Below are 13204 nucleotides of genomic sequence, written 5' to 3'. Positions count from 1 at the left end.
CCAAATGAGACGACGTCTTATACAGGGCCGTAAGGCAGGCGCCCTGCGGGAGGCCCTCGCGCTGTTCGAACGCGAGCACTGCGGGCAGCAGCGGAGTGGTGAGAACGCCTCCAAAATCGAGGATGAGGCCCGTGCGGCGGTTGGACATGCGAGAACTCCAGATTGCTGAGATTTCGGACGCCCATCCGGACCGGATAGCGTCACTGCCCGGCTACACGTGGCGACGGGAGTAGAGGTGCGTCGCAGGCCGGGGTGCACTTACGAGGCGGAGCAAGACCTATCAGTCCGCATGACCCACGGTACCAGCCCAGTTCATGCGACGGACGGTGCCAAATCTCACCCACCGGCCCGCCATTCAAGATCGCTATGCAGCCTGGTTTCGATCGTCAGAAAATAGGGCCTGAACCGATAAATCAGACTGCGAAGCTAACGGCAGACTAGCGGCATGGTTCGGATTCCACCTCTATGGAGTGCAGGAGAAGCTCCCGAGCTTGAACCGTGGTGATGTGCGAGTAGGCCGTGCTGACTCGCGCAAGCCATGCCGCTTCACTATCGGTGTCAACGAACGGTTTCTCTCTCAGAGGGGCGGTGGCGTACTGGTTGGCTTGCGAGGTGTCAGCGGCCTGGAGTGCGGCCTTAATCCAGTACGCTTCCGCGGCCGGCTCAGGGTCGGGGTGCGACGCGGTGATGTCCTCGGCAGCGAACATCAAGTTTCGTGGAGCGTAATAGCGCAGCTTCTCGCAAACGTCAGCAATGTCCTGAGTCCATCGGTCCAGGCGAACATCGATGGGAACGCGTACGTGCCTGAGTTCCGCGAGGCGCCGCCCCGGTGGATACAGGCTCGTCCCGGGAAACGCATCCACCAGGTCAAACCAGAGCGGGTAAGTCCTGTACAGCGTGCGCCACGTTCTCCACCGGGCCGCCGCTGCGCGGGTGGTAGGAATGCTCGCCCCTACGGCAACGATCAGGAAGAGCAGGTCCATCCATATCGCTGTGGCGTCTACAAGGAGCCGGACCGTGGAGGGGCTTAGAGGGAACGCGACCGCAGCCCAAAGGATGGCGATACGCGCCAATGTGTGGGTCAACCCCATCCACATGGAAATCCCCATCAAGCCCAGCCCGACACGCATGCTCGTGTTCTCGACCCGTCGCGCCGCCCTCGTCCACTGGTAGCCGCAAACTGCGGTCGTGATGAGCGGGAAGAAGTAGAACACGGTCATGTAGACCGCGACCCCCCATTGCCCAGAGTGGTCGATGAGGAAGTTCTGGCTCGGCTTGTCGCGATCCACCACGGTGAAAAACAGAACCGTGAGCAGAATGACGCCTATCGCTCCCGTCCCGTAGGACGCGCGTGCGATCCGGCGGGAGACCGCTACATGGCGGGGTACGACCGTCTCCGAGCTCTTCCCGTAGCTGGTGGCGACGTAGGTCAGGGCCGCGATGATCGCCGCGGTACTGGCAAAGTGCCTGAGTAGGGCGCTCAGGTCCACTACTGGAATGCGATCCACCGCATCCATTGCTGCTGGTGTGTAGAGCCAGAGAGCCACGGCGAATCCCGCATAACCGCCCCAGAGCGCTCGGCGGTGAGCGTCGGCGTACCGAACTGCAGGGAATCGCCATACGGCGATGAGGGTCATCACGGCCGCAGTAAGGTATTTGATGTAGTCGAACACGGAACCAGTGGGTATCTGGGCCGGCTGCACGTTTCGCCGGCCAGAAGGCCAGTCGGCCGCAGCCTCAATTGCCAATAGGTGGACTGCGCGATGTGGCGAAAGTCGTAAGGCCAGGAGCTATGCCTCAGCAGTCGCCAGTCGATCGCGGCTAGAGTCGGCGCCGCGGTGGAGCAGCGACTGGGTGAGCAAGTGAATGCTCCAGGAGGCTGACCATGTCATCTCCCGTGAAGGACTGACGGCGTGCCAGCCGCTTTATCAATGAGGCCGAAAGCTCGGCCTGCTTTTCCTCGGGGCTGCCAAAATCTACGCGCCCTTGAACCAGAGCCGACGGGAAACGTCGAAGGACTTCCTGACGAATACGCTCAGGGACGTATCGCTCGATCTCTGCATCCGTCAGGGAGGTACCGTGGTTCAGCCACTCGTGCGCGAGCTCATGGAGAATAATGTGCTCGGTTTGATTGCGACTTGAACGGCGGCGATAGAGAATGATCGTGAACTCCGGCGCTTTGACCCGGAGACCGCATGCCACACCCAAGCCCCCGTCGGTGTCGTCCAGTGGCACTAGCCGAATCTGGCGCCCCAGCGCGCCCTCCATGTTCCGCACCAGCGCCTCGACGCTGAAAGGAGCTGGGATAGGCAGATCGGCGAGCAGGCTCTCACATTCCTTCACGAGGGCGCGCCGTGAAGGGTCCCTACGCCAACGCATCGTCGCTCCATTGAAATGCCACTGAGGTGTTCACTGCCAGCCCGCGAGGCGCTAGTAGCCAGGAGCCCGTGCTTGAGATGCGCGGCGGTCGGTCGACACACACTCTCTACGCCTAATCGTACAAGGAGGAAAGCGTGGTCCATGCAGGACAGACTGTTGCGAAGGTCACCCAAGCGCGCAGTCTCGCAATCTGGATCCCAAGATCTAAATTGAATGACGGCGCGTTAATTGATCTTTTTGAATGCTTCCGAGGTAAGGCCGGTCCACCTGTGCTTGCACGGTCCAGTCCGGAGTCGTCTCCAGCAAATGAAGCTGCAGGCGAGGGAGATGAAGGCGCTGTGGAGTTCGGTGCGGCACTCCCAGCGGACAGCGAGGCATTTGAACTGGTGGAGCAGGGTCTGCTCGACGCCGCAACGGAGCTCGCCCGGCCCCTTGGCTTTGTAGGGGACGAGTTGTTCTCCAGATGGCTGGACCAAGACCTTCACCGACCCCCGCCTCTGCGCGGCCATCGTCGACCGCCTCACGTTCGGCGGCAATATCATCGAAACCGGCACCAACTCCTGCCTCGCCACCACCCGGGCGCGCGCAGAACAACAGTCCCTGAGCTGAGGGGACCGATCGAAGAGGCGAGAAAGGTCAGGACTGCGCGGTCCGGAACACGAGATACCGGTTGAAGGCCTCATGGCTATCGGGGGTGAAGCGCCACTCCAACAGGGCCGAGTGAAGCTCTGACTCGGTCAGCCAGCCATGCCAGGCGACCTCGTCAGGATCGCGGGTCACAGCGTCCGGAATCACGGCTTCATGCACGCCGAGCCAGTGAGGGCTCAGGCCGCTGCGGTTGATGAACGTGAGCAGCAGGCGCGGCAGGCCACGAATGCCCAGCTCTTCGGCCAGTTCCCGCCTGGCAGCCTGTTCATAGGATTCGCCGACGCCCACGGCGCCACCGACCATGACCTCATAGAGCCCGGGGAAGCGCGACAGCTGCTCCGACCGCCGGTGGACGAGGAACCGGCCACGCTCATCACGACACACCGTCGAGGCGATTCGATGCAGCCAGCCCTCCCGAATCGCCTGTCGACGGGTGACCACCCCCAGGACACGATCTTGACGGTCGACACGCTCCACCAGTTCATCCATGAAGCACACCCTGGCAGCACCCACTGACAACGCCGCTTCTCGGCGAACCGTTCTCGGAACTCGACAACATTCTGGACCCGCATGATCAACATCTGTTGCCCGAACTCGGAATCAACCGTTCCTGCGTTACACCAACGAAGCCAGCCCCTCGATGTTCGGGGGCGCTCCTGCGGGAGATGACCGGAAGGATCCGGGGCCTGCGCAGTTCGCGGCGGTTGGGGTCGGAGTCGTATCCCTTGTCGCCGAGCGATACGGAGTCGACCCGCGCTCTCAGGTCTACGGGCGCACTTGGACCAGCGCGTGAGTACCGCTCGTACGCCAAACAGCCCCGGACCGTTCGAGGGCGTCCAGCGTTCCCTGTTCCAGGCCGACGACGACATCGGACTTCAGGGTCCGGAGCGCCGCGACGGCCCCGGGGAAGTACCCGGTGCGTTCCGCGAAGGGTGTCGTGGGGTGCCACAGCTGGTCGCCCACCAAGCGGCGGTAGTTGAGGTCTCCCTTCAGGATGGTGAGCGTGGCGCTCGCGAACTCGACGCGAACTTCCTCGGGCATCTCCTCGTACGGCAGCGGAGCGCAGAAGAACGGGTGGGTGCGGACCTCCAGGCTTCCCGCCGCCATGGCCTTCCAGAGTCGGCCGCCGATCCGGCCTGCTTCGCCGGATGTCTCGGTGAGGCGGCGGAGGCCGTCGACCACGTCCGCGGTCACCGCGTCGGAAACGTAGTACGGGTAGGACTTGACGTGAAGCACGACCTGCTCGGCATGCCTGTGTTCGAGGAGGTGGTCGATGAGGACGAGGTCGGGAATCAGCTCCCGTCCCGCGTTGTCGGCCACCACGGCCACGGTGGCCGATGTGCCGGCAGGCAGGAGCTCCCACAGTGTGGCGCTGTCGTCGGCGACCAAGGCCGAGACTGCGACGTCATCCACTGCCGACTCCCCCGCCGAGACCCGGAAGCCGAGGTCTGCGCGGTTGCCCCAGAGCGAGGCCTGAAGGAGGGCCATAGCCCGCTCCTCGACCGGGGCGCTCGCGAGCGCGTCGAGGGCCCGCAGCTCCTCGTCCACCGCGTCGCCGCGCAGTTCGGGCTGTTTGAACGGCGCGAAGGGATCGATTCCCTGCCACGGACCGGGACCGAAGTACCCGACCGCGCCGAGGAGCCTGCGATAGAAGTAGCTCTCCGCCCACAGGAACGGGGCGTCGTACCACGAGCGCCCGAAGTGCTCCTGCCCCCAGGCCGCCCAACGCACGTGGTCATGGTCCGCGGGGTCAAGCGGTTGGACGACACCGTTGGTGATCTCGTCCAACAGGGCGTCGAGCGCCTCGTGCTGCCGGCGGCCGAACGGGAAGGCGTCTCGCACCTGCCGGATGAGGGCAGGGTGTCGCTCGGCCAGTACACCCCGGGCGAACGAGCCGGGCTCGTTGCCCAGGACGACCGGAGCGCCAACTGGGCCGAAGTCGCGAACAGCCTCGTCGCCCGAGGCGCGCGGGGTCTTCTCTGTCATGGTGCCCAGGCCCTTCGCATGTCGCTCACGTGGCCATGATCCCCGGGGGCATGCCCGCTGTCAGTCCAGCCCGCCGGTGGCTGCGAGATGAGCAAGAAAGGTGGCCACCAGGCGTGGGCGGGGCACGTGGGGGACGAGCGCGTCGGGCAGGTCGGCGTCCAGGCCCCACTCCGTGTTGAAGGAGATGATGCTACCGTCCGGGACGACGCTGTCCCACAGCAACTTGACGAACCCCGCTGCGGCATGGGCCGTGCAGTCCTCGATGGCGATGCCTTCCGAGGACATCTTGGCCATGCCCTCCAGCTCCTCCTCGCCGACCGTGATGCCGAAGTGCATGACGGACCCTCGAAAAGGACCTTCCTCCCCCTCATCGATACGGATGAACGTATCCGTCTCCCGCTCACGCAGCTTGGCCTCGATCCCCTCATAGGTCAGGCCCCACGTGGAGCCCTCGGCGGGGCCGAAGATGTACGTGGTGCGGAGTTCGGCCAGTTCGGACGCGTCCACGCTCTCGCGCCTTCGTCGTGTGCTGCCGTTTGTCATGGTACGTATCGCACATCAGCGCGCTGGCTGGTGAGGTGCTGTTCCCAGCCCTCTTCCAGCAGCAAGGCGGCAGCGCCGACTCTCTCCAGTGCCTCGTCGGCCGCTCCGGCGATCAGGGAGTGCAGGGAACACAGGGCGAGGCGCGGCACGGTCGCCGCCGCGTGCGTTCCTCCGTACGCTGCATCTGGGCTTGTGGACAGCGCGCACCCAGCGCTCTGACCCTGTGGAGCAGGGGGCCTTCCACGGCTCCGGACGCCGGATGGACAAAACCGTCGAACCGGCTTCTGGGTGAGGGTCGCCCCACCGATGAAGGAGGAGCAGAGGTGAGTGAGCCTTCAGACGACAGTGAGGCCATGGTGGGGGCAGCCGTGCGGGGGATGTGGAAGGCCATGGAGCTGCCGGCATCGGATCCGTTGTGCCCGGCACTGATCTCCTACCTGATCGCCTTTGAAGAATGGGGACGCCGCTCGGAGTTGCTTGATGAACACCCAGAACTGCTGGGCGACAAGATCGACGAGGTACTCGATCGGCTCGTGACGTTCTGCCTGTCGAAAGAGCAGCTGTCGGAGCCGCACCCTGGTGAACTGTCCTGGACGTTCGCCTGCCACCGGGACCTGCTGCGCTCCCTCCGTGCGCATGGCGATCACCGCGAACGATTCGCAGCGCTGGACAGACCGTCAGTCGAACCCATCGACCTCGAGTGGGCCAAGGAGGTCTGGGATGCCCCAGCGGCGATGGTCGCTCGGGCCGGGACCCTGATCATGCTGCGCCGTCACCATGAAGCGTCGAGTCTTCTTGACCGGGCGCTGGCAGCCGCACGGTCAAACGCTGATCACACCGCCGAGGGTGAGGCCGAGCTGATGCTGTGCCAGCTCGAGGAAAGCCGCGGCTCCGCGGCGGATCCGGGCAGCCGGGCACGCATGCTCTTCCGTGCTGAGCGAGCTGAAGCGGCTTTCCGCAGAGCGGGTAACGCCGAGGGGATGGCACGTGCACTGATCCATGCCGTCGGCTGTGCGATCGACGTTGCTGACGAGTTCACCATCCGGCATCTTCTGGACAAGCTGCGGGAGGTCAACGACCCGTGGTGGCAGTGGTGGGATGCCTACGCGAAGGCAATGAACGCATGGCAGTCCACAGGGGACGTTGAAGGCTTGATGTGGTGTCGCGACAATGCCGGAGTACTCGGGACGTACGCACAAGGCCAGCGAGATAGCTGCCAGCGGAAGATCGTGTTTTCCCAGGGCCAGATGCTCCCCGCCGATCAGCTTCCGCTGGAACTCAAAGCCCTTCCCTCCCATCCCGGCGCTTCAGGCGGGGCAGATGATGCCGTCGCCGAAAGCATGCTGGCCACCCTCCTGGCAGACATCGAGGCCGAAAGGCTCACCACCCACTCCGAGGCGAGGCAACGGGAACTGTCCGCCAAACACCGGATCACATACTTCACAGCCGCGCATCGCAAGGAGGCGCAAGGAGACTGGGAAGGAGCAGTGGACACCCTCGAAGGGGTCACCAACCGCGGACTCCTCTACCAGGCATCCGCAGCCTGGCGCCGGCAACGCACTCCCGAGCGTCTGCGAACCGAGACAGAGCTATGGAACAGCGGCTTCTTCGACGCTCTAAGCCGATATTTCGAGGCGCCTTCCGCCGCATCCGCCAATGTACTGCAATACGCCATGCGGAGCCGCCGGACCCGTGACCTCGAACTGGAGGAACAACTCGCCTCAGCCTTCCCCCGCAGCATGGACACGCACAGGCCAGCCTCCGTAGCCGAACTCATCTCCCGGCTGCCGCAGGGGCATGAAGTCGCTCTTTACACCGCCAACGGATCCCTGATGCTCATCAACAGCGAAGGGGTCCAGCGCCTGGCGCGCTTCGACATGGACGCCGTCATTCCAGCCGCCGCACGCCTACGGGACGGGCTGACAGACCCGACAAGCCGGGACCCCATGCGCTCGGATGCAGCGCTGTTCCTGGAACAGACCCTGGTCAAACCCCTCCGGGACGCGGCTGACGGATCGCATCTATCCGTCGTCCCGAACATGTCCTTATGGACGCTGCCCATCGGCGTGATCGGGAGACAGCCGTTGTGTGACAACAAGAACCTCGGCTACGTTCCCAACCTGAGTGTCCTTACGACCATCCTGGGGCACGAGCGTCTGCAACGGCGAATCGAACGATTCGTCGGCATCGCCGACCCGGACGGCAGTCTGCGCCACGCCCGCGAGGAAGTGCTTTGCGCCGCCCAGTACTTCTCCGACCAGACTACGCTGTTCGGGGATGAAATCGCCCTCAGGTCAGCCCTGGCGAACCTGGAGGACGCCGACGTCGCCCACATCGCATGCCACGGCATGACCTTCCCCGACTTCCCCGAATACTCCGCACTACGACTCGCCTCCGGAACACCCCGCAAGCGGTTCCTGCTGGCCCAGGACGCAGGCGGACTGCGACTCAACGCACGCCTCTTCGTCCTCGCCGCGTGTCACTCAGGCAGTACCTTGAGCGCAGGCGCCGAAGACTACATCGGATTCCCAGGAGTGTTCCTGATGGCAGGGGCCCGGTGCGTCGCCGCCCCGCTGTGGGCGGTAGACGACGCCTCCACAGCCGCGATGATGGCGGCTTTCTACAACGGCCTGGCGAACGGCCTGACGCCAGCCTGCGCGTTGCGGGCGGCACAACGAGAGCTGGCTGCGCAGACAGGAACGAGCCACCCCTGCCACTGGGCGGCGTTTCAGATCTTTGGAGTCTCACCATGACGCTCCCGCCACCGTCCCATCGACGCGATATTGAACCGCCTCTGAGCCACGACTCGCACGAGCCTCCCACAGCCCTGTGGCTGGGCGCAGACATGGAAAGGCTGCGCCAGCTGTTCAACGAAGGACAGCTCTGGCTGCTGCACCGGGAGCTCCCCGAGGGAACCGCCCTGCCGGCGTCCGGACACGAGGCAACCGCGCACTGGGTGCGCTCGGAGCTGGTTCGCCTGGGCCTTTCCACCGGCACCGTCCTCGAGTTCGAGAGCGACATGACATACCTCCAGCTCGGACATAAGGCAGATACGAGCCTGGGGGAGAGGCACGCACACATCGCTGTGCGCATGGGCGGGCTCATGCGAGATGTTGCGACCCACCTGCACGGGGTGGACCGGGCCATGTTCGACATCGGTGCGGGCCTGACCCGGTTCACTCTGTGCCTGACCCTGGTCGACCACGTGCCCTCAGGATTTCGGGTAACGATGGTGCCCCGGAAGACCTACCAGGCAGAACTACACAGGACTACAGCCTTTCTGCAAGCAGCGCTCACCCGGCTCACGAGCACAGTACGGTCGGCTGAGCAGCTCGACAGTGCCCTGGGCGACGAACTGACACGGCTCGGCACCCTGCTGGACGGCGGCATCGACGACCCTGAGTCACGCCGACAGGTATACCGCCAGGTCCGGCGGATATACGAGCGTGCAGGCATGCACCCCTCGTTTCCTCTGCCCGTCGAAGGAACATGGGCCGACTCGCTTATCCCTGAGGGCGAGCAGGACCTGATGGGCCGCCCCCGCGCCGAAGCGGTCGCCGAACTGAAGGCGGCACGTGACCGTGCCCTCGCCACCACCCCCGCGCCAACGGAGGCGCACACACAGGTCGCCCTGTTCAAGGAGCTGCGAACCCAGCATCGCCTGTCTCTGGGCCCCTACGAGCTGGACACACTCATGCTGAGCGTGGTGCTGGCCTGCACCCTGCTTCTCACCGGCGAGACCAAAGAGGCGATCGACCTCGCCTTCGACACCGCGGCCACGGCCGCCCACCACTACGGGGACCGGGATCCCGTCACGGCCCTGATCAGCGCGCAGCTTCTGCCAGCGATGCGGCGCTGCGGTGACGGTGATGCGTTGGAGGAGTTCTACGCGGCTCGGATTAAGTGGCTGTTCACCGACGCCCCCGACGATCAGAACGAGGTGCTGCAGTTCGCCAGGGCATACGTGATCAGTGACCTGAAAGACACGGTCCCGTCAGAGCCGCCCGGGACGGGAACACCATGAACGCCCCGGGACAAGGAACTGCGCGGCAGCGGTTCAGACGTGCTCACACACCGGACCACCCGGGCACAGCAGAAATGTCACCTTCACCAGGGTGTACTGACCGGCATCGATCTGAGGGACGACGAAATCCCGCACATTTCCGACCCCTGCCCGGACCAGGTTCGCCATGCTCTGGGGCCGGTCCGCGAACACCGCGGTCAGCGTCTCGAACCGCGGCCCATCGGCAGGCAGACCGGCAGGCCAGGAGAGCGGCAGGCCGGGATCTTCGCCTCCCGGCAGCCGGCCAAGGGCCCGCGTCTCACCAGGCATGAGCTCAATGCCAGACGGCTCTGCGGTGTTCAGGACGCTTACCCGCCCCCCGACCCCGAGATCGAGCACATGGGCATACACCGTACGGCCGGGACCCTCACTTGCCCCAAGGTTGCGCACACGCATGCGCACGCGGTCCCCCGGATGGAGAACAGCGTCCTCCACGGAGCCGTCCGCACCGCCGGCGCGCACAGCGATTGCGTCAAACGCAACCGGTACCTCGAGCGGGGCAGCGAAGGAATCCGGGCCCAACTGCCTCAGCCGCGCGGCATGCGCGAGATCGTCGACGTCAGATCCCAGCCGGGCCGCAGTGTCCTCGGTGAACGGCCGAGGCCGCTCGTACAGAGACCGTCCCGCTGCGTCGTGCAACATGACCCCTGCGGTCCCAACAGTGAGCATCGCGAGGTCGTCCCCCGGCGGATCATCTTCGGTCCGAAGACCGGGAAGTGCTGCCCGGTATCGGTCGAGCCACTCGTGAGGGAGCAGATCGGCATTCCGCAGGCGTACCGTCGGCGCGGGACGCCGGGAGGACAGCGGGTGCGCCTCCTGGCCGGCAGGAACAGGGGCATGGTCCCGCATCCTGAGCAGGGCTGCCCCGCCGCGCACATCCACGACTACGCCCACCCGTCCGGCGGCGGGAACCGGACTGCCGGCGGCACACAGCAGGTACTCATCCCCGACCGTGATCCCATGCAGAGCAGCTCCGTCCAGCCAGGAGGTGGCTGTTGCCGGATCGACGCGCACGGGTACGGCCGCTGGGCGTGCCCGGGTTGTCTCGCTAAACAGCAGACGGTTCGTGGGACCCTCGCAGTCAGGGCGCTGTGCCGTATTGCGCGTCAGCACCCGGTTGCGCACGCGCTCGCCGACCATGTGCCAGGTCAGGTCTGTTCCGTTCTCCAGTGCGGTGACGACGGCGGCGGTGAAAAGGCCGTGGACCGATCCGAATTCCGCCACGTAGTCCTCGATAGCCTGCTGGCTGGCGCCGCAGGCCACCAGACGGACGGCGTGGGGGTTGTCGTCATACCAGCAGTGGTCGGGGTGGTCAGCACGCAGGCGCCGAACTTGGGAGGCCACGTCAGCCCACCGCTGCCTCACGGCCGCGACCGGCCACTGCGTCTCCCATCCGCGAACGTGCATCCCACGAGGCAGAGGGTCCCGCGACATCCGCGTAGCGTGGCAGTTGTCGAGCAGAGTGGTGACATTACGGGTTCGTAGTGTGAGCCGCCACTGCAGGACACTCATCTCGTCACTCAGGATGCCTCGAAAGTCGTCGGATGTGGTGTCGTCGATATCGGTCGGCACAATGAACTGCAGGGCCTCGGGCTCGTCATGTGCGCGAAGACCTCCCTGGATCCTGCCTCCATGGCCTGCGTAGTAGACGACCGCCGCGTCCTGTGCACGACTCGCTTCGATGAGATCTTCGTACGCCCCGAGAATGCCGGCGCGCGTCGCCTGGCGTTCGGCCAGCAGCTGAACGTCGAAGCCGTACCCCCGCAAGGCAGAGCCGATGAGCTCTGCGTCGTTGCGGCATCCCGACAGGCCATGGACTTCACTTGCAATGACGAGGGCGCGTTTGGCGGCCGCCGCCGGCTCGGTCGTGATCAAGAAGCGTTCCTTTCCCAACGGAGCGTCTTCACGGGACGCAAGTCGGCTTAACACGTGCGTCCCGAGCAGTTCAGGAGCGTCGCAGGCCCCCTCCGGCTGCGGCAAGGCCTGGCCGGTGAGACGCTGAGCCAGTGACCTTAGTCGCCACCCGGCTCGACTGCGCCGATACCGGCCAACGGGTCAGGCAACAGCCGCCACGCTGATGCCTCCAAAGACATCGTCGAAGCCCAGGGACCGAGCCGCCGGTACGAGGAGGCAGGGCGTGCCCGGCAGCGGTCCGGGGGCCGTCACATCCGAGGTCGAGGGCGTTGTGAGGGGTGAGGAGGTCGGGATTGTCGAAGACGTAGTAGAGGGGCAGCTGGATCCAGGCGACAAGCTGGAGGTGCGCCGGTGATGGCGGCACGCTCGACGGCGTGCCGCCAGCTCGCGCGGCTGGTCATACGGCTCTTGCAGTCGTCAGGACGATCCCCAGTCTCGTGCGGCGATGAGATCCGGCGTCCAGCGCAGGAAGCTGCCAGTACCGCGTAGAGCGAGCCGGACGGGCTCGTCCATGACCCTGCTCCCAAAGGCTGACATGCCAGCCGCGGTGGTTGAGTTCCTGGGTGACGCGCTGTTCGTGGGCGTCACCGATCGCCTTCCTGGTCTGAAAGCTCGGCATACGGGGGGAGTGTGACGCAGCCAGACCCCGGCGAAACAGCGACCGCTCCCAATCTCAGCAGGGCTCGGCCATACCCTGCCAACGTGCGTGGGCGTACGTGGCTGTCCGCTGGTGTCCCAGCAGGTCCCACGGTGTCTCGCCGAATTCCACCGCCTTCGACTCGAACTTGGCCGGATCCCAACCCCACACAGCTCCCATGCGCCACCCTCCGGCCCACAGCCGCCCGGGCCCTGGGCGGACGGCTCGAGCTCGGCCGCGTGGACCAGGCCGAGCAGATCGCGATGCCAGCGGCCGTCGGGCGGTCGTGTGGTGCGGACCGTGCCCCCATCGTCGCGGATGCGGACCGTAAGAAGCTGTTGTCTTTCCGGGCGTGAGGGCGGCGTTTTCGCTGGTCGGGCATAGGGTCGACGATCCTGTGGGAGTGGTGGTCTGTCGTATCACCGCTGCTGTGGAGGTCATGGATGCCGTCGGTCGTGGGGCTGCTGGAACAGCGCGAGCTCGTCGCTCGCCATCGCGTGGACGAGCTGAGGGAGGCGGCCGACCGCATCCCGGCTGAACTGGCCGTGGCCGAGCGGGAATGGCAGGAGTGGGTGATCGCCCGCCAGCGGGTCGGTGTGCTGCTGTCCGCGCCAGGCGATGCCGGGATCGCGGACGAGGCTTCGTCGCCGCCGACGGCCGCGGCAAAACAGAAATCGCAAGTGCCAGTGTGGCGTGAAGGGCTTGCGCGGCCGGCGTTGTCGGTGGACTACCAGCGCATCCTCCAGGCACTCGCTGACCGGGTCCGACTCGGGCAGGGTCCGATGACCTGCCAGGAGATGGCCGTGAGCTTCGGCATGGACGTGGTTCCGGCGCGGGTGGAGGCGCTGAGGGCGAAGGCGAAACGCCTGGTCGCGCGCGGCTGGCTGGCCGAGCCGGCACCGGGCCGGTTCACGCTCGCCCGCGGCGTGAGCGGGCCAGGCGGCGGGTCATGAGCCCGATCATCGACCAGTAGATCATCGCCTCGGCGTGGTGGTGCGCCGCTCGAAGTCGCGCACTAGGACTTGTCCGGCCGA

General features: G+C 65.6%; 9 protein-coding genes and 1 pseudogene. 4 read left to right on the top strand and 6 right to left on the bottom strand.

The features are described 5' to 3' along the window. Positions 1–437: 437 nt before the first annotated feature. A complete protein-coding gene (locus CCN56_RS21475) occupies positions 438–1673 on the bottom strand; it encodes an MAB_1171c family putative transporter (protein WP_086829138.1) in 1236 nt (411 codons plus the stop codon). 148 nt (positions 1674–1821) lie between these two features. After that, on the bottom strand, positions 1822–2343 hold the full coding sequence (locus CCN56_RS21470) for a hypothetical protein (protein WP_256962076.1): 522 nt from the start codon (positions 2341–2343) through the stop codon (positions 1822–1824). Positions 2344–2844: 501 nt separating this feature from the next. On the opposite strand from CCN56_RS21470, the pseudogene CCN56_RS45875 reads away from it, so the two are divergent. Further along, a pseudogene (locus CCN56_RS45875) lies at positions 2845–2988 on the top strand (AAA family ATPase); the annotation flags it as partial. A 27-nt stretch (positions 2989–3015) separates the two neighbouring features. Here the strand turns inward: CCN56_RS45875 and CCN56_RS21460 are convergent. From CCN56_RS21460 to CCN56_RS21450, 3 genes are all read right to left on the bottom strand, one after another. After that, positions 3016–3516, bottom strand: a complete 501-nt coding sequence (locus tag CCN56_RS21460; protein WP_086829131.1) for an NUDIX domain-containing protein — start codon at positions 3514–3516, stop codon at positions 3016–3018. 276 nt (positions 3517–3792) lie between these two features. Then, positions 3793–5013: a damage-control phosphatase ARMT1 family protein gene (locus CCN56_RS21455; RefSeq protein ID WP_086829129.1), complete on the bottom strand. Its 1221-nt coding sequence runs from the start codon at positions 5011–5013 to the stop codon at positions 3793–3795. A gap of 60 nt (positions 5014–5073) precedes the next feature. Then, positions 5074–5556, bottom strand: coding sequence for a hypothetical protein (locus CCN56_RS21450; protein WP_256962075.1), 483 nt, complete (start codon positions 5554–5556; stop codon positions 5074–5076). Between the two features lie 323 nt (positions 5557–5879). On the opposite strand from CCN56_RS21450, the gene CCN56_RS21445 reads away from it, so the two are divergent. After that, complete coding sequence (locus CCN56_RS21445; RefSeq protein WP_086829125.1) at positions 5880–8309, top strand: CHAT domain-containing protein; 2430 nt, start codon at positions 5880–5882, stop codon at positions 8307–8309. A gap of 92 nt (positions 8310–8401) precedes the next feature. After that, positions 8402–9580 carry a hypothetical protein gene (locus CCN56_RS21440; RefSeq protein ID WP_086829123.1) on the top strand — a complete coding sequence of 393 codons (1179 nt, stop codon included), beginning with the start codon at positions 8402–8404 and terminating at the stop codon, positions 9578–9580. A 33-nt stretch (positions 9581–9613) separates the two neighbouring features. On the opposite strand, the gene CCN56_RS21435 is transcribed toward CCN56_RS21440, so the two are convergent. Then, entirely contained in the window at positions 9614–11494 is a 1881-nt protein-coding gene (locus CCN56_RS21435; protein WP_218779432.1) for a caspase family protein, read from the bottom strand. Between the two features lie 1119 nt (positions 11495–12613). On the opposite strand from CCN56_RS21435, the gene CCN56_RS21425 reads away from it, so the two are divergent. Then, entirely contained in the window at positions 12614–13123 is a 510-nt protein-coding gene (locus CCN56_RS21425) for a hypothetical protein (RefSeq protein WP_086829121.1), read from the top strand. Positions 13124–13204 lie beyond the last annotated feature (81 nt).

Origin of the sequence: Streptomyces sp. NRRL B-24572, from assembly GCF_002156145.1 — a bacterium.
Classification (GTDB): domain Bacteria; phylum Actinomycetota; class Actinomycetes; order Streptomycetales; family Streptomycetaceae; genus Streptomyces; species Streptomyces vietnamensis.
Note: the sequence above shows the minus strand (reverse complement) of the source record. Positions and strands in the feature narration are given on the sequence as shown.